Source organism: Cupriavidus sp. FW216-B1, from assembly GCF_058789195.1.
Window position 1 is genome coordinate 103,811 of the sequence record NZ_JBYTEL010000022.1, and the last position, 19,127, is coordinate 122,937.

The window sequence follows — 19,127 nt, forward strand, 5'->3', positions numbered from 1 at the left end:
CGATGCACAGCCGACCCGGGGCGTTTTCCCTGACGCAGTGGACTAGGCCGCGCCGGGCTTCAGATCTTGCCGCCCTTGGCCACGGTCTTCTGGGCCAGGCGATGCTCGAGATAGTGGATGCTGGTGCCGCCTTCGACGAAGTTGGCATCGAGCATCAGCTCGCGGTGCAGCGGTACGTTGGTCTGGATGCCGTCCACCACCATTTCCGACAGCGCGATCCGCATGCGGGCGATGGCCTGCTCGCGGGTGGCGCCGTAGGTGATGATCTTGCCGATCATCGAATCATAGTTGGGCGGCACGAAGTAGCCATCATACGCGTGCGAGTCCACCCGCACGCCGGGGCCGCCCGGCATGTGCCAGGCGGTGATGCGGCCCGGCGACGGAATGAACTTGAACGGATCCTCGGCGTTGATGCGGCACTCGATGGCGTGGCCGCGCAGCTGGATGTCCTTCTGGCGCCAGCGCAGCTTCTCGCCGAAGGCGATGCGGATCTGCTCCTGCACGATGTCGATGCCGGTGATCATCTCGGTGACGGGGTGCTCGACCTGCACGCGCGTGTTCATCTCGATGAAGTAGAACTCGCCGTTCTCGTACAGGAACTCGAAGGTGCCGGCGCCGCGGTAGCCCATCTTCTTGCAGGCCTCGGCGCAACGGTCGCCGATGCGCTCGATCAGGCGGCGCGGGATGTGCGGCGCGGGCGCTTCCTCGATGACCTTCTGGTGGCGGCGCTGCATGGAGCAGTCGCGCTCGCCCAGCCAGACCGCCTGGCGGTGCTGGTCGGCCAGGATCTGGATCTCGACGTGGCGGGGGTTCTCCAGGAATTTCTCCATGTAGACCTCCGGGTTGCCGAAGGCGCGGCCGGCTTCCTCGCGCGTCATGTTGACCGCGTTGACCAGCGCCGCCTCGGTGTGCACCACGCGCATGCCGCGCCCGCCGCCGCCGCCGGCGGCCTTGATGATGACCGGATAGCCGACGTTGCGGGCCGTCGCCAGGATTTCCTTGGGATCTTCCGGCAGCGCGCCTTCCGAGCCCGGCACGCACGGCACGCCGGCCTTGATCATGGCCTGCTTGGCCGAGACCTTGTCGCCCATCAGGCGGATGCTCTCGGGGCTCGGGCCGATGAAGACGAAGCCCGATTTTTCCACGCGCTCGGCGAAGTCGGCGTTTTCCGACAGGAAGCCGTAGCCCGGGTGGATGGCCTGCGCGTCGGTCACTTCGGCGGCCGAGATGATGGCCGGCATGTTCAGGTACGACAGCGGCGACGGCGCCGGGCCGATACAGACGGCTTCGTCGGCCAGCTTGACGTATTTGGCTTCCTTGTCGGCCTCCGAATACACCACGACGGTCTTGATGCCGAGTTCGCGGCAGGCGCGCTGGATGCGAAGGGCGATTTCACCGCGGTTCGCGATCAGAATTTTTTCAAACATAGTCACTCTCTGCGAGGAGAAGGGCAGTCCCACCGCGGTGGCTCGTGGCGCCCCCGGCGGCGCGGCCGGAGTGCGGGCGGAGGAACTGGCAGCCGGACGGGGAGCGTCCGGTCCGCCGGCGCCGGCGCGGCCGTCCGGATCTTCCGGCGCGGGCTGCGGGCGGCGCGGCATGCCGATCAGTATCAGCCGATGATGAAGAGCGGCTGGCCGTATTCGACCGCCTGGCCGTTCTCGACCAGGATTTCCTTGATCACGCCGGCCTTGTCGGACTCGATTTCGTTGAGCAGCTTCATCGCTTCGATGATGCAGACCGTCTGGCCTTCCTTGACGGTGTCGCCCACGTTGACGAAGGCGGCCGCGCCCGGCGACGGCGCGCGGTAGAAGGTGCCGACCATCGGCGAGGTCACGACATGGCCGGACGGCAGCTGCGGCGCAGCGGGCTCGGCGCTGGCGACCGCGGCGGCCGGAGCGGCGGCCGCGGGCGGCAGCGCCTGCATCGGCTGCATGGCCATCGGCGCGGCCACGACCTGGGGCGGCGCCTTGACGATACGTACCTTGCCTTCGCCTTCGGTGACTTCCAGCTCGGAGATGCCGGACTCGGCCACCAGGTCGATCAGCGTCTTCAGCTTGCGCAGGTCCATCTTCTATCCTCCTGAATCGGGTTGTCCGGCGCGCTGCGCTGGGGCGGCTGCGTCCGGGTAAATTGCATGCGTCCGGCGTATTGCCTCCGTCCACCGCGAGCAGCGGGCAGGGCAGGCGCCGGGGGCGCGGTCATCGTCTATGAAATCGAAATCAGCGGGCGGGTCAGGCCGCGGGGGGCGCCGGTTCAGGCGCCTGCCCGAGGACATAGTCCAGCGCCAGCAGGTAGCCTTGCCAGCCAAGTCCGCAGATCACTCCGACCGCGATATCGGAGAAGAAGGAGTGATGACGGAAGTTCTCGCGGCGATGCACGTTCGACAAATGGACTTCGACGAACGGAATCGCCACCCCGGCCAGCGCGTCGCGCAAGGCTACGCTGGTGTGCGTGTAGGCGGCCGGGTTGATGATGATGAAGTCGACCCCCTCGTCGCGCGCCGCATGGATGCGGTCCACCAGCGCGCCCTCGTGGTTGGACTGGAACGTCGCCAGGGCGAGGCCGGTTTCGCGCGCACGCTGCGCCAAGGCCAGGTCGATGTCGACGAGCTTCGTATGCCCGTAGGTTTGCGGCTCGCGCGTGCCCAGCAGGTTCAGGTTGGGCCCGTGCAGGACCAGCACCTTGCGGTAGCGGGCGGAGCGGCTTTCTGGCGGCGTATCGATCACGGCGACTCGACCATTTCAACGAAATTGCGCGGAGATTACCGTAGCTTAGAGTGATTTGTCTAGCAGCGCAGACATAGGACAGCCTCGATTTCCGGTCTTTCGGCGGCATTTCCGGGCCGGTGCCGGCCTGTTTTGCGGTTTCGAGGCTAATTCGCAAAAATTACGGGACAATCGAACAAGGTTAGTTGAAATTCGCCGCAATTCAAGCGTCTCGCCGTCATCCGCGCGGCAGTGCAGCACGCAGGTCATTGGGGGAAACCCTACCCATCTTGCGGTAGGTGACGGTGCCGTCCGGCGCGATCACCACCGTATAAGGCAGGCCGCCGGCCGCGTTGCCGAAGTTGCGCGACAGCTCGGTGCCGGCGAAGCCGGCCACCGCCAGCGGATACGCGACCGGCACTTTCTTGATGAACTGCTGGATGTTGCTGGCGGAATCGATGCCGATGCCGACAAATTCCACCTTGCGGCCCGAATACTCCTGGTACAGCGCGGTCAGGTCGGGCATTTCCTCCACGCACGGGCCGCACCACGGCGCCCAGAAGTTCACCACCACCGTCTTGCCGCGAAAATCGGCCAGCCGCAGCTTGCCGCCCTGCGGGTCGGGCAGCTCGGTGCTCAGGAAGGTCTCCACGGCGGCGTCGGACGCCGGCCGGGGCGAGAACACGTAGTGGCCGGCAAGGGCGCCCGCCACGGCGGCGGCGATGGCGACGAGCCAGATCCAGAGGCGGCTGCGGCGGGCGGGGCGGGTGGTGGCAGTGGTCATGGCGGTGGCAGGAGTCGGAAACCAGGCGCAAGGCGCGGCGGTGGCGGGAAGCTCTTCTATATATGACTATGACGGCGCCAGCGCGGGTCAGGCGGCGGCCGGCGTGCCGGGCGCATCCGGCGCGTCCGGCGTGGCCGCCACCAGCGCCTGCACGGCGGCGAGGTCGGCCCGCGCCACGCGGCCGCCGGCGTCGGCGCGCACCGCGCCGCGTTCGTCGTCCGCATCATACAGCGCGATGTGGATGCCCACCGGCTGGCCCAGTTCGGCCCGCACCTCGCCGGCCAGCAGGCGCGCCTCGCGCTGGGCCGGCCACTGGCCTTTCCACAGGAAGCTGAGCGTCTCCACGTCGCCGCGGCCGGCGAAATGCCGCGACTCGCTGGTGTCGAAATCGACGCCCGCGTTGAGCAGGTGCAGCGTCAGGTCCTTGGGGCTGTCGCAGAAGCATTGCAGATAGATGTCCGAATGCTCGGTGGCGGTGCCGTTGAGCACCGCGCCCGCCAGGTAGGGCCGGAAGCCGGCCAGGTCGCGCATGGCCAGCAGCGCCAGCCGGCGCAGCAGGGCCAGGATGCGGGGCTGGCTGTCGGCGTGGAACAGCGCCTGGTAGGCGCGCACTTCGGCTTCCACGGTCTCGTTGTCGGGCAGCCACTCGCCGGCCACGCGCACGTCGCCCAGCAACTGGCGCGCGGCCTTGCGCTTGGCGGTGGCGTAGTCGGCACCGTCTTCCGCGATCATGCGGGCGGCGGCCTGGGCGATTTCCTCGCGCAGGCGGATGGGGTCGAGGGGGGTGCGACGGGACATGGAGGGATGATACCGGAGGGGGAGGAGGCTGGACTCTTAGAGTCTACGCGGCGGGGCGGGTTCGCGCGTGCCGGCGAGATACCGGCAATTGCCGCCATACCCCTCGGGTACAATCCCTTTCCATCCCGTAGCAACAGGGGCCCGGCCCGCCAGGCCCGCCCCGCGACCCGAACTCCCATGCATATTCACATCCTCGGCATCTGCGGCACGTTCATGGGCGGCCTGGCCGTGCTGGCCAAGCAGGCCGGCCACCGCGTGACCGGCTGCGACGCCAACGTCTATCCCCCCATGAGCACCCAGCTCGAGGCGCAGGGCATCGAGCTGATCGAGGGCTTCGACCCGGCGCAACTGGCGCTGGAGCCGGACCTGTTCGTGGTCGGCAACGTGGTGTCGCGCGGCAATCCGCTGATGGAGGCCATCCTCAACCGCAACCTGCCCTACACCTCGGGCCCGCAGTGGCTGGGCGAGCACGTGCTGCGCGGCAAGTGGACGCTGGCGGTGGCCGGCACGCACGGCAAGACCACCACCACCTCCATGCTGGCCTGGATCCTGGAAGATGCCGGCTACCAGCCGGGCTTCCTGGTGGGCGGCGTGCCGCAGAACTTCGGCGTGTCGGCGCGGGTGACGGCATCGGACTTCTTCGTCATCGAAGCCGACGAGTACGACACCGCTTTCTTCGACAAGCGCAGCAAGTTCGTCCACTACCGCCCGCGCACGGCCATCCTGAACAACCTCGAATACGATCACGCCGACATCTTCCCCGATCTTGCCGCGATCGAAACCCAGTTCCACCACCTGGTGCGCACCGTGCCCGAGCAGGGCCGGCTGATCGTCAACGGCATGGAGGAAAGCCTGGCGCGCGTGCTGGAGCGCGGCTGCTGGAGCGAGACCGAGCAGTTCGGCCTGGGCGAGTGGCGCGCCGGCGAACCGGCGGAGCTGGCCGGCGCGGACACGGAGCGGGACCGCTTCGACGTGTGGTTCGGCGACGCCGTGCAAGGCCGCGTCGACTGGACCCTGCAGGGCACCCACAACCGCATGAACGCGCTGGCCGCGATCGCCGCGGCGCGCCACGTGGGCGTGCCGCCGGCGCAGGCCATCGACTCGCTGGCGCGCTTCGCCAACGTGAAGCGCCGCATGGAGGTGCGCGGCGAGGCCGGCGGCATCACCGTCTACGACGATTTCGCCCATCACCCCACCGCCATCCAGACCACGCTCGCGGGGCTGCGCCGGCGTGTCGGCGCGGCGCGCATCCTGGCCGTGCTGGAGCCGCGCTCCAACACCATGAAGCTGGGCGTGATGAAGGCGCAGCTGCCGGCCAGCCTGGAAGCGGCCGACCTCGTGTTCGGCTACGGCGCGGCCAGCGGCAAGGACGCGCTCGGCTGGGACCTGGGCGAGGCGCTGGCGCCGCTGGGCGAGCGCGCCGCCGCCTTCAGCGACCTCGCCGCGCTGGTGCGGGCGGTGCGCGCCGCGGCGCGCCCGGGCGACCACGTGCTGGTGATGAGCAACGGCGGCTTCGGCGGCGTGCACCAGAAGCTGCTGGATGCCTTCGCCGCCGGCGCGGCGGCCTGAGCGGGGCGCGGCATGCTGCTGTACCTGCATGGTTTCCGTTCCTCGCCGCAGTCGTTCAAGGCGCGCATGGTGCAGGAGCGCATGCGCGCCTGGGGCGCCGCGCGCTACTACGCCTGCCCGGTGCTGAACGTGTCGCCGGCGGCGGCCATCGCCCAGGCGGAGGCCGCCATCGCCGCCTCGCAGGCCGGCGGCGCGCAGCCGCTGGCCATCATCGGCTCGTCGCTGGGCGGCTTCTACGCGCGCTGGCTGGCCGAGCGCCACGGCTGCCGCGCGGTGCTGCTCAACCCGGCCGTGCATCCGTGGACCGACCTCGAGCGCTACCTGGGCGACCAGCCGCTGTGGCACGGCGGCGGCTCGGTGCGCGTGGAGCGCCATCATCTGGACGAACTGCTGGCCCTGCGCGTCGAGACGATCACGCGGCCCGAGCGCTATTTCCTGCTGGCCGCGACCGGCGACGAGGTGCTCGACCACCGCGAGATGCTGGCGGCGTTTCCCGGCGCGCGCACGCGCGTGATCGAGGGCAGCGACCACGGCATCAGCGAATTCGCCGACTACGTCGACGAAGTGCTGGCTTTCTGCGGCTATGGCCCCGGCGGCCCGGTGCCGCAGGACGGGCCGGAGATGCCGGCATGAGCGCGGCATGAAGGCGGCGCACCTGCGCCGCGGCGCCTGGCACGCCCATTTGCCCGAGGACCGCGCCATCGGCGCCAACCTGCGGCGCTGGGTGTGCGGCGAGGGCTCGCTGACCGCCCGGCTGGTGGCCGCCTCGACGCGCTTTCGCGTGCGCCGCCTGGCGCAGCGCATGGAAGTGGCGCTGGCCGACGAATGGCAGGCGCTGGGGCTGCCGGCGCGCCGCCGCGCGCTGGCGCGCGAGGTGCTGCTGGTGTGCGACGGCACGCCGGCCATCTTCGCCCACACCGTGGTGGTGGCCGCGCACGCCCGGCGCGACTGGCCCTTCCTGCGCGGCCTGGGCGAGCGCCCGCTCGGCGGCGCGCTGTTCGTCGATCCGCGCGTGCGGCGCGAGCCGTTCGCGTTTGCCCGCCTGCCGGCGCACCACCCGCTGCGCCGGCGCCTGGCGCTGGCCGTGCCGGCCATGCGCGAACTGGCCCCGAACGTGACGCTGCCGGCACGCCGCTCGCTGTTCCGCCGCGGCGGCGGCGCCATGCTCGTGACCGAGGTCTTCCTGCCCGACCTGCGCGCGCGCCGCGCGCCGGAGCTCGCCGGCGGCCAGTGAAGCCACGGTCACGACATCGACACGAACACAGGTAAACCTACCAACACCAACCGCGCCCCCACCACCACCAACGCCACCAGGAACTAGGGACCGACATCATGAAATTGCAGGGACGGGTTGCCATCATTACCGGCGCGGCTGCCGGCATCGGCTTTGCCACCGCGCAGCGCTTCGCCGCCGAAGGCGCGATCGTGGTGCTGTGCGACGTGCAGGAAGAGCGCGTGCACGCCGCCGCGGCGCAGATCGCGCAGACCGGCGCCACCGCGCTGGCCTTCAAGGTCGACGTGACGCACCGCGACGAAGTCGACGCCGCCGTGGCCGCCACGCTGGCCGCGCACGGCCGCATCGACATCCTGATCAACAACGCCGGCATCACCAAGGACGCGCGCCTGGTCAAGATGAGCGAGGCCCAGTTCGACGCCGTGATCGACGTCAATCTCAAGGGCGTGTTCAACTGCGCGCAGGCGGTGGCCGAGATCATGGTCGAGCAGGGCCGCGGCGTGATTCTCAATGCATCCAGCGTGGTCGGCCTGTATGGCAACTTCGGCCAGACCAACTACGCCGCCACCAAGTTCGGCGTGATCGGCTTCACCAAGACCTGGGCGCGCGAGCTGGGCCCCAAGGGCGTGCGCGTCAACGCGGTGTGCCCGGGCTTCGTCGCCACCGACATCCTGCGCACGGTGCCGGAGAAGGTGCTCGACGGCATGAAGTCCGCGTGCTGGCTGCGCCGCCTGGCCGAGCCGGCCGAGATCGCCAGCATCTACGCCTTCCTCGCCAGCGACGACGCCAGCTACGTCAACGGCGTGGCGATCGAGGCCAGCGGCGGCATGTCGCTGTAGCACGGCGGGCCGCGCCCGGCTGGCGGCCGGCGCGGTGCGGTATCATCTCGGGTCCGGTCGCCGCCTCGCCTGAAGGCGGCTCCTTGCTTCATTTCTCTCACCGGGCCGTTCCGAGCGGCGTTGCCCGACGCCAGGCGCCGGCTTCGCCGGGCGGCTCCCGGCATTTCTGAAAGTACCGATCCATGCAGTTGCTGTTCGAAGAAGGCGGCGAGATTCGCGCCGGCACCGTGCTGACCCAGCAGGGCGAGGCCTACCAGGTGGAATTGCCCGCGGGCAAGCGCACCAAGGTCAAGTCGCGCGACGTGCTGCTGCAGTTTGCGCAGCCCTCGGCGACCGAACTGGTGCGCCAGACCGCCGAACTGGTCGGCGAGATCGACCTGGACTTCCTGTGGGAATGCGCGGCCGAGGAAGAGTTCGGCTTTGCCGACCTGGCCGCCGAATACTACGGCGCGGGCGCGGGCGTGGTGCAGCAGGCCGCGCTGGCGCAGGCGCTGCACGGCAACCCGGTCTATTTCCGCCGCAAGGGGCGGGGCCGCTACCAGCGCGCGCCGGAAGACCAGTTGAAGGCCGCGCTGGCCGCGCTCGAGCGCAAGAAGCAGCAGGCCCAGGTGCAGGCCGAGTACGAAGCCCAGCTCAAGGCGCTGGCGCTGCCCGAGGCGTTCCGCGGCAAGGCGCTGCAACTGCTGTTCAAGCCCGACAAGAACAGCCTCGAATACAAGGCGATGGACGCCGCCTGCACCGCGCTAGGCATGTCGCCGATGCGGCTGATGGTGGCGGTGGGCGGCATCGCCAGCCCGCGCGCGCTGCACGAGGCCAAGTTCCTCTCCGAATGCTTCCCCAAGGGCACCGGCTTTCCCGAGGTGGCCGTGCCCGAGCTGGCCGGCGAGCTGCCGCGCGCGGCGGTGCAGGCGTTCTCGATCGACGACGTCACCACCACCGAGATCGACGACGCGCTGTCGGTCACGCCGCTGGACGGCGGCAAGATCCGCGTCGGCGTGCACATCGCCGCGCCGGGCCTGGGCATCCGCCGCGGCGAGCCGCTCGACGCGGTGGCGCGCCAGCGCCTGTCCACGGTCTATTTCCCCGGCGACAAGATCACCATGCTGCCCGACGCCGTGGTGGAGCGCTACACGCTGCAGGAAGGGCGCGAATGCCCGGCGCTGTCGCTCTACGTCGACTACGACCCGGCCCTGCAGATGATCCTCGGCAGCGAGACCCGCGCCGAGATGGTCATGATCGCCGCCAACCTGCGCCACAACCTGCTCGATGACGTAGTGACCGAGGCCGCGCTGGCCGCCGGCACCGGCGACTATCCGTTCCGCCCCGAGCTGACCCAACTCTGGCATTTCGCCGGCTGGCTGCACGACGAGCGCCAGAAGGCGCGCCTGGCCAGCGGCCTGCGCCCGGAATCGCACAACCGCGCGGACTACAACTTCTACCTCGACGCGCTGCCGGACGGCGGCGAGCGCGTGCGCATCGAGCAGCGCCGGCGCGGCTCGCCGCTGGACAAGCTCGTGGCCGAGCTGATGATCCTGGCCAACAGCACCTGGGGCAAGCTGCTGGCCGACCACGGCGTGCCGGGCATCTACCGCACGCAGAAGGCCTGGGGCATGCACCGCACCCGCATGCAGACCTACCCGGCGCCGCACGAGGGGCTGGGCGTGGCGCAATATGCGTGGAGCACCTCGCCGCTGCGCCGCTACGTCGACCTGGTCAACCAGTGGCAGATCCTGGCGGTGGCCCAGCACGGCGTCACCGCCAAGCTGGTGGCGCCGTTCAAGCCCAAGGACGCCGACCTGCTGGCCGCCGTGGCCGACTTCGAAGGCACCTACGCGGCCTACGCCGACCACCAGTCCACGATGGAGCGCTACTGGTGCCTGCGCTGGCTGGCCCAGGAAAAGCGCGAGCGCATGATGGCCTCGGTGCTCAAGGAAGGCGCGGTGCGCTTTGCCGAGATCCCGCTGGTCACGCGCGTGCCCGAGCTGGCCCAGGCCGCGCGCGGCACCCAGGTGCTGCTGGAGATCGGCGCCACCGACGAGATCTCGCTCGAGGTGTCGTGCCGCGTGCTGGAAGTGTTCGCCGGCGAGGGCGAGCTGCCCTCGGAAGAACTGGAAGGCGACGACGAGGCCGCCGAGGTGTCGGCCGAGGCCGCCGCCGAAGCCGCCGCCGAGGAGGCCGCGCAAGCGGCTGCCGAGGGCGGCGCGGACGGCGCTGCCGTGGAAGCACCGGCGCAGGACGGCGACGCCGCCGATGCCGCCGGCGCGCCGGGCGACGCCGGCGACGCTTCGTCGGGCGCACGCGACACCGGCGCCGGCGGCGGCGCCTGACGCCCTCGGAAAAAAACGGGGCGCTCCCTTACAATCGCAGTCTGAACCGGGCCGGGTCCGACAGGCACGTGCCCGGTCCCGCCGCCGCCCCGATCCCTCTACGCCAGCAACCACGCCAGCCATCGTGAAAGCCGCCTTTTCTCCCCGCCAGTGGTGGAATGCCAGCAGCACGATGAGCAAGGCGCTGGCCGTGTCGGTGCTGGCCCACGCGCTGCTGCTCACGGTGCGCGTGGTCGCGCCCGAGGCCTTCGAGATCAAGCGCACCGATGCCGCGCTCGACGTGGTGCTGGTCAACTCCAAGTCCGCGCAGCGCCCGCAGAACCCGACCGTGCTGGCGCAGGCCAATCTCGACGGCGGCGGCGAGCAGGACCGGCAGCGCGCCACCACGCCGCTGCCGGCCCAGACCGCCACCAAGGACGGCGACCTGGTGCGCCAGATGCAGCGCCGCGTGGAGCAGCTCGAGCAGGAGCAGCAGCGGCTCATGACGCAGGCGCGCGAAGCCGCGCCGGCGGTCAGCAGCCAGCCGCTCAAGCCCGGCCAGCTGCGCACCGAGATGCCGCTGCGCGGCCAGGACGAGCGCACCTCGCTCGACGAGATGGCCAAGCTCGAAGCCGAGATCGGGCGCAGCCTGGAGCAGTACGCCAAGCGGCCCAAGCGCTTCCAGCTCACCGCCACCAGCGCGCAGGAAGTCGAGTACGCGCAGTACTACGACCGCCTGCGCCAGAAGATCGAGGCGCGCGGCACCGCCGATTTTCCCCAGCGCAACGGCAAGCCGCTGTACGGCCAGCTGATCCTGGTGATCAACGTCAACCGCCAGGGCCGGCTCGGCTACAACCGCGACGGCTACAACGTCGACGCCATCGACGTGGTCAAGAGCTCGGGCGACCCGGCGCTGGACCGCCAGGCGGTGGCGATCGTGCGCGCGGCCGCGCCGTTCGGCGGCTTCACGCCGCAGATGCAGGCGCGCCAGGATATTCTCGAAGTGATCTCCACCTTCAGGTTTTCGCGCAGCGGCCTGGAAACCCGCCTACAGGCCAGATGATGTCAACAGAAACCACGCAGACCCCCGCCACCGCCGACCGCTACGTGGTGGTCGGCAACCCGATCGCGCACAGCCGCTCGCCGGCCATCCACGCCGCCTTCGCGCGGCAGACCGGCGAGGCCGTTTCCTATGAGCGCCTGCTGGCGCCGCTGGACGGGTTTGCCGACACCGTGCGCGCGTTCTTCGCCGGCGGCGGCCACGGCCTGAACGTGACCGTGCCGTTCAAGCTCGAGGCCTACGACCTGGCCGACCGCCTCACGCCGCGCGCCGAGAGCGCCGGCGCGGTCAACACCATGTGGATCGAGGACGGCCTGATCCACGGCGACAACACCGACGGCATCGGCCTCGTGCGCGACATCGAGATCAACCTCGACACGCTGCTCGAAGGCCGCCGCATCCTGCTGCTCGGCGCCGGCGGCGCGGCCAGGGGCGCGATGCTGCCGCTGGTGATGTGCCGCCCCGACCGGATCGTGGTGGCCAACCGCACCGCCGAGCGCGCCAGCTTCATCCTCGAGGACGTGGCGCAGCAGGCCGACGAATACGGCGTGGAACTGTGGGGCGGCGGCTTCGACGCGCTCGCCGCGCTGACCGGCGACGACGCCTGCGACGTGGTCATCAACGCCACCAGCAGCAGCCTGCAGGGCGAGCTGCCGCCGCTGCCGGCCGAACTGCTGGGCAAGGACGTGCTGGCCTACGACATGATGTACGGCGCCGAGCCGACCGTGTTCCTGAAGTTCGCCGCGCAAAGCGGCGCGCGCACCAGCGACGGGCTGGGCATGCTGGTCGAGCAGGCCGCCGAGGCCTTCTACAACTGGCGCGGCGTGCGGCCCGCCACCGCGCCGGTGCTGGCGCAACTGCGCGCCGAGCTGCAGGCGGAGCCGGCGGGCAAGCCAGCCCGCTGAGCGACCGGCCGGCCGCGCGCATCCGTCATGGCAGAACGCAGGCGCACCGCCCGCTCCGCCGCCGCCACGTCCGCCCGCGGCCCCGGCGCGCTGCGCTGGCTGGCCTACCTGATCGGCGTCGCGGTGGCCGGCGTGCTGGCCATGCAGGTGTATTTCTTCCTGCAGATCGCCGCGTGGCAATACGTGAACCCGTCTTCCACCGCGTTCATGCGCGCCGAGCGCTGGCGGTTGTGCGGCTTCAACGTCTGGAGTTGCCAGGTGGACCGGCGCTGGGTCGGCTACGACGACATCTCGCGCAACCTCAAGCGCGCGGTGATCGCCAGCGAGGACGCCGACTTCGTCAACCATCCCGGCTACGAGCTCGACGCCATGCTCGATGCCTGGGAGCGCAACAAGAAGCGCGGCCACATCGTGCGCGGCGGCTCCACCATCACCCAGCAGCTGGCCAAGAACCTGTTCCTCTCGCCCGAGCAGCACTACCTGCGCAAGGGGCAGGAACTGGCCATCACGTGGATGCTGGAGTTCTGGCTCGACAAGCAGCGCATCTTCGAGATCTACCTGAACTCGGTGGAGTGGGGCGAGGGCGTGTTCGGCGCCGAGGCCGCCGCCCAGCACTACTTCAAGACCAGCGCGGCGAAGCTCAACGTGGGCCAGGCGGCGCGCCTGGCCGCGGCGCTGCCGGCGCCGAAATGCTTCGACAAGAAGCCGTACTGCGCCAGCGTGCGCGTCAACTTCAAGGTCAAGGCCGGCATCATCGCGCGCCGCATGGGCGCGGCCACGCTGCCGGACTGAGCGGCGCCCCGGGTCCGCTCAGCTCAGCCAGCCCTTGCGGCGGAAGTAGATCAGCGGCACCGCCGCCGACACCGCCATCAGCGCGATCGCCCACGGATAGCCCGCGGCCCAGTCCAGCTCCGGCATCAGCTTGAAGTTCATGCCGTAGATGCTGGCGATCAGCGTGGGCGGCATCAGCGCCACCGACACCACCGAGAACAGCTTGATGATCTTGTTCTGGTTGATGTTGATGAAGCCGACCGTGGCGTCCATCAGGAAGTTGATCTTGTCGAACAGGAACGCGGTGTGGTTCTCGATCGAATCGATGTCGCGCAGGATCTGGCGCGCCTCGTCCTGCTGCTCGGCCGACAGCAGCTGGCTGCGCATCAGGAACGAGACCGCGCGGCGCGTGTCCATGACGTTGCGGCGGATGCGGCCGTTCAGGTCTTCCTCGCGGGCGATGGTTTCCAGCACGTCGGCGGCGGCGGCGTCGGTCACGTTCTCGGCCAGCACGCGCTTGCTGGCCTCTTCCAGCCGCTCGTAGACTTCCTCGATGGAGTCCGCCGAGTATTCCGCGTCGGTGGCGTACAGGTCCATCAGCACGTCCTTGGCGTTGCGCACCGAGCCGGGCCGCACGCGCGCGCGCAGGCGCACCAGGCGGAACACCGGCAGGTCTTCGTCGTGGATGGAGAACAGCACGTCGCGCGCGAGCACGAAGGCCACGCGCACGTTGCGCGAGATGTCTTCCTCGTCGAGCAGGAAGTCGGTGCGGATGTGGATGTTCTCGTCCTCGCCCTCGAAGTAGCGGGCCGAGGCTTCCAGGTCGCCCAGGTCCTCGAGCTCGGGCAGGGCTACGCCGTAGGCTTCCTTGATCCAGGCGAGTTCTTCGTCGTCGGGGCTGATGACGTCGATCCAGATCGGCTTGTGCTGCAGCAGTTCATTGCGGTCATCGACCTGCTCCTGTGCGAGCCGGCCTTTCTGCAGGACGAACAGGTTGATCATCCCAGGGCTTCCTTGTTGCGTTTGGCGAAGAAACGCGCAGGCGCGGCTTGCCGGGCATGGAAGCGAACCCGTCCCTGGCCGCGTGGCGCAAGGGCGGGAAGCCGCTGGCAAGCGTGATCGCGCTGCGCGCCGGCGAGAAAGCGCGCGCAAGGCGATGGCGTTTGCCGTTCATGGCTGGCAAGCCGGGGGAGGGAAGATCCGGAACGAAGCGGCGCGCACTGGCGGTGCGCCGGCAAGGGACACGGAAAAACGCTCACCCGCAGTATGGTTCTGCGGGCAAGTCCGACGAGGCGGTGGAAGCGGCCTGGGCCGGTTCCGGCGGTCGTCGTTACGCAGCCCGCAGTGACATGGCATTCGGTGTGGTCGCGGCTTTGCCGCGGCAACTCGAACACCCGATGCTACTGCCCACGTAGTTTCTCCGGGATTATGATGGCCGCGAGTGTAGCCCAACGCAGGGGGCTTGTTAAGTGAAATATGGGTGAATGGCGCCGCCGCCGCACCCTGCGCGCAACGGTGCCGCGCTCAGCGCGCGCGGGCCGCCAGCAGGCGCCGCCGCAGCAGCGGCACGAGCAGCACCGAGGCCAGCGCCGCGAACATCAGCACGATGGCCGCGTAGTCCTGCCAGTGCGGCTGCTCGCCCAGCATCCACATGCCCGAGAACACGCCCACCACCGGGATGAACATCACCGACAGGCTCGACACCACCGGCGGCAGGCTGCGCGCCAGCACGAACCACACCAGGTGGCAGTAGGCGAACACCACCACCGCGTTGTAGGCGATGGCGCCCCATTCCACCGCGTCGGGCAGGCGCCAGCTGCTCTCGAAGGCCAGCGTGCCGGCCAGCAGGAAGGGCAGCGTCACCACCAGCATCCAGAAGGTCAGCGCGCCGACCGGCATCTCGATGCGGCTGCGCTTCATCATCTGCGTGCCCAGGCCCCAGCCCGCCGCGGCGCCCAGCATCAGCAGCGTGCCGGCCGGGCTGCCGGTGAGCGCGGCGAGTTCGCCCGAGAGCAGCAGCACCGTGCCCGCCAGCGCGCAGCCGATGCCGGCCCAGGCCGCGGCGCCGATGCGCTCGCGGTACAGCACCAGGCCCCACACCACGGCCCAGATCGGCATGGTGTAGCCGAGGATGGCGGCGCGGCCCGAGGACAGCATCTTGACCGCGCAGATCGCCAGCAGGTGCCACACCACCATGTTGAACAGGGCGAGCTTGACGATCGTCGGCCACTGGCCGGGCGGCACCCGCAGCGGCTCGCCGCGCACGCGCAGGGCCAGGCCCAGCGCCAGCACGCCGCCGGCCATGCACAGCAGGCGGAATCCCATTGCCGGGAAGTGCGCCACGCCGAGTTTCATGATGGGCCAGTTGACGCCCCAGGCGATGGTGAGGACGACGAGCAGGACGAGGCTGCGGCGGTCAAGGGACATGGCGGGCGGGCGGCTGCGTGCGATGCCGCTCTTTGTATCGGGGAGGAACGGCAGAAGATAGCATGCAGCGGGTAAAATCGCTGGCAACCACCGTCGCCGCGCGCAGCGCGGGCCCGGCCCCGCCCGGGCCGCTCCGCCGCGGCCGACCCAGACCAGCGAGCATTCCATGAACTTCACCGAACAACTGGCCGAGGCCTGGCAGCGCAACGACTCGCTGCTGTGCGTCGGGCTCGACCCCGATCCCGCCAAGCTGCCGCTGTCCATGACGGGCGCCGGCGGCGCCATCTTCTCGTTCTGCCGCGAAATCGTCGACGCCACCGCCGACCTGGTGTGCGCCTTCAAGCCGCAGATCGCGTATTTCGCCGCGCAGCGCGCCGAGGACCAGCTCGAGCAGCTGGTGGCCTATATCCACGACGCCCATCCCGGCATCCCCGTGATCCTGGACGCCAAGCGCGGCGACATCGGCTCGACCGCGCAGCAGTACGCCATCGAGGCCTTCGAGCGCTACCAGGCCGATGCCGTCACCGTGAACCCGTACATGGGCCTGGACTCGCTCGAGCCCTACCTGGCCTATCCCGACCGCGGCGTGATCGTGCTGTGCCGCACCTCCAATCCGGGCGGCTCGGACGTGCAGTTCCTGAACGTGGACGGCAAGCCGGTCTACCAGGTGGTGGCCGAGGCCGCCGCCACGCGCTGGAACACCAGCGGGCAGATGGCGCTGGTGGTGGGCGCGACCTTCCCGGCCGAGATCGCCAGGGTGCGCGAGATCGTCGGCGAGATGCCGCTGCTGATCCCGGGCATCGGCGCCCAGGGCGGCGACATCGAGGCCACCGTGCGCGCCGGGCGCACGGCCGGCGGCACCGGCATGATGATCAACTCGTCGCGCGCCATCCTCTACGCCAGCCGCGAGAAGGACTTCGCCGCGGCCGCGCGCAACGTCGCGCTGCAGACGCGCGAGGCCATCAACCGCTTCCGCGCGGGCTGACGGCGGCGCGCCGGCGCGGTTCGGCGCAGCGGAATCCGCGGGAGGCTTCAGGACTCGTTGCGGACCAGCTCGAGCAGGCCGCGGATGGCGTGCTCGGCCGCCTGGCGGCGGATCTGCTGGCGGTCGCCGCGAAAACGCTGGGTTTCCACGCGCGTGGTGATGCGGTTGCTCCAGCCGAAGCAGACCATGCCGACCGGCTTGTCGGGCGTGCCGCCGGTGGGGCCGGCCACGCCGGTGATCGACAGCGCGACCTGGGCGCGGCTGTTGAGCAGCGCGCCCTCGGCCATCGCGTGGGCCACCTCCTCGCTGACCGCGCCGTGGTCGCGGATCAGCTTGGCCGGCACGCCCAGCATGGTGGTCTTGGCTTCGTTCGAGTAGGTGACGAAGCCGCGCTCGAACCAGCCCGACGACCCCGATACATCAGTGATTGCCGCGGCCACCAGGCCGCCGGTGCAGGATTCCGCCGTGGCGAGCAGCAGCGATTTCTCGTTCAGGGAGATGCCGGCCTGGATGGCGAGTTGATCGAGCAAGCGGCTGACGGACATGATGGCGGATTCGGTGAGGAGGGTGGCAGGGAGAGCGGCAGGGCCGGCCTACAGCGAGCGCCAGAGCGCGAACACCAGCAGCGTGTAGAAGGCGGCCATCACGTCGTCGAACATCACGCCGAAGCCGCCGCGCAGGCCGGGACCCTTGAGCGTGCGGTCGAGGTGCCCGATCGGCGCCGGCTTGACGATGTCGAACAGGCGGAACCACAGGAAGGCGGCGAGCTGGCCCCAGAAGCCGGTCGGCATGACGAACAGCAGCACCAGCCAGAACGCCACGATCTCGTCCCACACCATGCTGCCGTGGTCGTGCACGCCCATGTCGCGCGCGGTGCGCGCGCACGCCCACAGCCCGAGCAGGAAGCCGCCGGCGATGATCCACAGCCAGGCCTCCGGCCGCACCCACATCGAGATCACCAGGTAGGACAGCCAGGCGTAGAGCGTGCCGACCGTGCCGGGGCCGGCCGGCGACAGGCCCGAGCCGAAGCCCAGCGCGATCAGGTGGGCCGGATGCGACAGCATGAAGCGCGCGGTGGGGCGCAGCACCTTGGCAGCCTGGCCGGCTTCCAGGGTCAGGGCGGGATCGTGCGCGGCGGGCCCGGGCGGATAGGCGGACATCAAGGATTGGCTCGTCTGGTTTGGATGGGATTGTCCCGGGCGGCTGCGCCCGGGCGGGATCTGGCGCCCCGCACGGCAGCATCATGACACGGCCGGGCGCCGCTTGTCAGGGGGAGGCGAAGTGGTCGAAGCTGCTGCCGCCGTAGGTGCACGGGTTGCCCTCGCGGTCGACCAGGCGCAGGCCCGGCTCGGGGGTGATGTTGCCGACGCGCGTGAGCGGCAGTCCCAGGCGCGCGCCGATGGCGGCGATTTCCTCGCGGGCGCCGGCCGGCGCGGTGAAGCACAGCTCGTAGTCGTCGCCGCCGGCCAGCGTGCATTCGCGCTGGCGCGCCTCGGGCTGCTCGGCCAGCACGGCCGAGCGCGGCAGCGCGTCGACATCGAGCAGGGCGCCGGCCTGGGAGCGCTCAAGGATGTGGCCGAGGTCGCCGAGCAGGCCGTCGGAGATGTCGAGTGCGGCATGCGCCACGCCGCGCAGCGCCATGCCCAGCGCGACGCGCGGCAGCGGCGTGTCCATGCGCGGGCGCACCTGCGTGAAGTCCGGCTCGGGCAGCAGCCATTCGCCGCGGCAGTCGCCCAGCGCCAGGCGCGCGTCGCCGAGCGTGCCGGAAATCCAGATGTCGTCGCCGGGGCGTGCGGCATCGCGCCGCAGGGCCATGCCGGCGGGCACGTCGCCGAGCACCGTCAGGCTCAGCGTGAGCGGGCCGCGCGTGGTGTCGCCGCCGATCAGTTCGCAGCCGTGGGCATCGGCCAGCGCCAGCATGCCGGCGGCCAGCTCGCCGAGCCAGTCCGGGTCCGCCTCGGGCAGCGCCAGCGCCAGCGTGAACGCGCGCGGCTCGGCGCCCATCGCGGCCAGGTCCGACAGGTTCACGGCCAGCGCCTTGTGGCCCAGCGCGCGCGGCGCCACGTCGGGGAAGAAATGGCGGCCGCTGACCAGCATGTCGGTGCTGATGGCGAGGTGGTGGCCGGGGCGGCCTTCGATCAGCGCGCAGTCGTCGCCCACGCCAAGCACCGCCTTGCGCGCGGGGCGGGTGAAGAAGCGGCGGATCAGGTCGAATTCGGAGAGCGGGGCGCCGGGCGCACCGGCGGCGCGGGAAGAAGATGGCATGGGACGGGTGGCGGCGGGATTCCGCCCGGGGCGGCGCCCGGCGCCGCGGGTTACGCCCCGCTGGTCAGCGCTGGCGGCATGCGGCATATTGTACCGAAACGCAAAGCTGCCCCGCGCAAAACGCTTATTGTGAAATAATATTTCACAATATAAAATGTCAGGTTCAGAAGGAAGAGACCGCGGGTATGTGGAACCGGCCCGCCTTTTCGTTTCCCATAACGTCTACAACGGTTCCACCGACCGGAAGATGCGCCGATGACCAGTCCCCAGCAGCCCACGCCCCAAGACGAACTGAAGCAGCAGCAGCGTGAGGCGCTGCGCAAAGCCGCCCTGGAATATCACGAGTTTCCGACCCCCGGGAAGATCTCGGTCACGCCGACCAAGCCGCTGTCGAACCAGCGCGACCTGGCGCTGGCCTACTCCCCCGGCGTGGCCGCGGCCTGCGAGGAGATCGTGGTCGATCCGGCCAACTCGTTCCG

Annotated in this window: 20 protein-coding genes and 1 pseudogene; 11 read left to right on the top strand and 10 right to left on the bottom strand. The window is 70.1% G+C overall.

Annotation, left to right across the window (positions count from 1 at the left end):
- Positions 1–59: 59 nt before the first annotated feature.
- The 5 genes from accC to AC3WXD_RS29640 all read right to left on the bottom strand — a co-directional run bounded on the left by accC (position 60) and on the right by AC3WXD_RS29640 (position 4,287).
- Positions 60–1,427 carry an acetyl-CoA carboxylase biotin carboxylase subunit gene (gene accC / locus AC3WXD_RS29620; protein ID WP_020204290.1) on the bottom strand — a complete coding sequence of 456 codons (1,368 nt, stop codon included), beginning with the start codon at positions 1,425–1,427 and terminating at the stop codon, positions 60–62.
- 182 nt (positions 1,428–1,609) lie between these two features.
- Positions 1,610–2,068: an acetyl-CoA carboxylase biotin carboxyl carrier protein gene (gene accB, locus AC3WXD_RS29625; protein ID WP_020204291.1), complete on the bottom strand. Its 459-nt coding sequence runs from the start codon at positions 2,066–2,068 to the stop codon at positions 1,610–1,612.
- Between the two features lie 163 nt (positions 2,069–2,231).
- Positions 2,232–2,726 (bottom strand): type II 3-dehydroquinate dehydratase, encoded by a 495-nt coding sequence (gene aroQ / locus AC3WXD_RS29630; protein ID WP_020204292.1) that lies wholly within the window; start codon positions 2,724–2,726, stop codon positions 2,232–2,234.
- 217 nt (positions 2,727–2,943) lie between these two features.
- Positions 2,944–3,489 (bottom strand): TlpA family protein disulfide reductase, encoded by a 546-nt coding sequence (locus AC3WXD_RS29635; protein WP_020204293.1) that lies wholly within the window; start codon positions 3,487–3,489, stop codon positions 2,944–2,946.
- An 87-nt stretch (positions 3,490–3,576) separates the two neighbouring features.
- Positions 3,577–4,287 carry a hypothetical protein gene (locus tag AC3WXD_RS29640; RefSeq protein WP_059413499.1) on the bottom strand — a complete coding sequence of 237 codons (711 nt, stop codon included), beginning with the start codon at positions 4,285–4,287 and terminating at the stop codon, positions 3,577–3,579.
- Between the two features lie 177 nt (positions 4,288–4,464).
- On the opposite strand from AC3WXD_RS29640, the gene mpl reads away from it, so the two are divergent.
- The 8 genes from mpl (at position 4,465) to mtgA (ending at position 12,992) form a co-directional block, all read left to right on the top strand.
- Positions 4,465–5,856: a UDP-N-acetylmuramate:L-alanyl-gamma-D-glutamyl-meso-diaminopimelate ligase gene (mpl, locus tag AC3WXD_RS29645; protein ID WP_020204295.1), complete on the top strand. Its 1,392-nt coding sequence runs from the start codon at positions 4,465–4,467 to the stop codon at positions 5,854–5,856.
- 12 nt (positions 5,857–5,868) lie between these two features.
- Positions 5,869–6,489, top strand: coding sequence for a YqiA/YcfP family alpha/beta fold hydrolase (locus AC3WXD_RS29650; RefSeq protein ID WP_454732216.1), 621 nt, complete (start codon positions 5,869–5,871; stop codon positions 6,487–6,489).
- Between the two features lie 7 nt (positions 6,490–6,496).
- A complete protein-coding gene (locus AC3WXD_RS29655) occupies positions 6,497–7,090 on the top strand; it encodes a chorismate--pyruvate lyase family protein (protein ID WP_492325240.1) in 594 nt (197 codons plus the stop codon).
- Between the two features lie 98 nt (positions 7,091–7,188).
- Entirely contained in the window at positions 7,189–7,929 is a 741-nt protein-coding gene (gene fabG, locus AC3WXD_RS29660; RefSeq protein ID WP_020204298.1) for a 3-oxoacyl-ACP reductase FabG, read from the top strand.
- Positions 7,930–8,111: 182 nt separating this feature from the next.
- Positions 8,112–10,256 carry a ribonuclease catalytic domain-containing protein gene (locus AC3WXD_RS29665; RefSeq protein WP_492325241.1) on the top strand — a complete coding sequence of 715 codons (2,145 nt, stop codon included), beginning with the start codon at positions 8,112–8,114 and terminating at the stop codon, positions 10,254–10,256.
- 172 nt (positions 10,257–10,428) lie between these two features.
- Positions 10,429–11,298 (top strand): energy transducer TonB, encoded by an 870-nt coding sequence (locus AC3WXD_RS29670; protein WP_454732494.1) that lies wholly within the window; start codon positions 10,429–10,431, stop codon positions 11,296–11,298.
- The gene (gene aroE, locus AC3WXD_RS29675; protein WP_020204301.1) at positions 11,295–12,200 is read left to right on the top strand and encodes a shikimate dehydrogenase; all 906 of its coding nucleotides are present in this window, start codon (positions 11,295–11,297) and stop codon (positions 12,198–12,200) included. Before AC3WXD_RS29670 ends, aroE begins: the two co-directional genes overlap by 4 nt.
- 27 nt (positions 12,201–12,227) lie before the next feature.
- Positions 12,228–12,992 (top strand): monofunctional biosynthetic peptidoglycan transglycosylase, encoded by a 765-nt coding sequence (gene mtgA / locus AC3WXD_RS29680; protein WP_020204302.1) that lies wholly within the window; start codon positions 12,228–12,230, stop codon positions 12,990–12,992.
- An 18-nt stretch (positions 12,993–13,010) separates the two neighbouring features.
- Here the strand turns inward: mtgA and corA are convergent, their stop codons facing one another.
- Positions 13,011–13,973 carry a magnesium/cobalt transporter CorA gene (gene corA, locus AC3WXD_RS29685; protein ID WP_020204303.1) on the bottom strand — a complete coding sequence of 321 codons (963 nt, stop codon included), beginning with the start codon at positions 13,971–13,973 and terminating at the stop codon, positions 13,011–13,013.
- Positions 13,974–14,029: 56 nt separating this feature from the next.
- On the opposite strand from corA, the gene AC3WXD_RS29690 reads away from it, so the two are divergent.
- Positions 14,030–14,386 carry a hypothetical protein gene (locus tag AC3WXD_RS29690; RefSeq protein ID WP_155888161.1) on the top strand — a complete coding sequence of 119 codons (357 nt, stop codon included), beginning with the start codon at positions 14,030–14,032 and terminating at the stop codon, positions 14,384–14,386.
- 109 nt (positions 14,387–14,495) lie between these two features.
- On the opposite strand, the gene AC3WXD_RS29695 is transcribed toward AC3WXD_RS29690, so the two are convergent.
- Positions 14,496–15,398, bottom strand: a complete 903-nt coding sequence (locus tag AC3WXD_RS29695; protein WP_492325242.1) for a DMT family transporter — start codon at positions 15,396–15,398, stop codon at positions 14,496–14,498.
- A 166-nt stretch (positions 15,399–15,564) separates the two neighbouring features.
- Here AC3WXD_RS29695 and pyrF point away from each other — a divergent pair, with 166 nt between their 5' ends.
- The gene (gene pyrF / locus AC3WXD_RS29700; protein ID WP_020204305.1) at positions 15,565–16,383 is read left to right on the top strand and encodes an orotidine-5'-phosphate decarboxylase; all 819 of its coding nucleotides are present in this window, start codon (positions 15,565–15,567) and stop codon (positions 16,381–16,383) included.
- 47 nt (positions 16,384–16,430) lie between these two features.
- On the opposite strand, the gene AC3WXD_RS29705 is transcribed toward pyrF, so the two are convergent.
- From AC3WXD_RS29705 to thiL, 3 genes are all read right to left on the bottom strand, one after another.
- The gene (locus AC3WXD_RS29705) at positions 16,431–16,928 is read right to left on the bottom strand and encodes a CinA family protein (RefSeq protein WP_020204306.1); all 498 of its coding nucleotides are present in this window, start codon (positions 16,926–16,928) and stop codon (positions 16,431–16,433) included.
- 48 nt (positions 16,929–16,976) lie between these two features.
- Complete coding sequence (locus tag AC3WXD_RS29710) at positions 16,977–17,543, bottom strand: phosphatidylglycerophosphatase A family protein (RefSeq protein WP_020204307.1); 567 nt, start codon at positions 17,541–17,543, stop codon at positions 16,977–16,979.
- Positions 17,544–17,649: 106 nt separating this feature from the next.
- Positions 17,650–18,648 carry a thiamine-phosphate kinase gene (thiL, locus tag AC3WXD_RS29715; protein ID WP_492325243.1) on the bottom strand — a complete coding sequence of 333 codons (999 nt, stop codon included), beginning with the start codon at positions 18,646–18,648 and terminating at the stop codon, positions 17,650–17,652.
- Positions 18,649–18,903: 255 nt separating this feature from the next.
- Between thiL and AC3WXD_RS29720 the strand changes: the two are divergent.
- Positions 18,904–19,127: pseudogene (locus AC3WXD_RS29720) on the top strand (hypothetical protein); the annotation flags it as partial.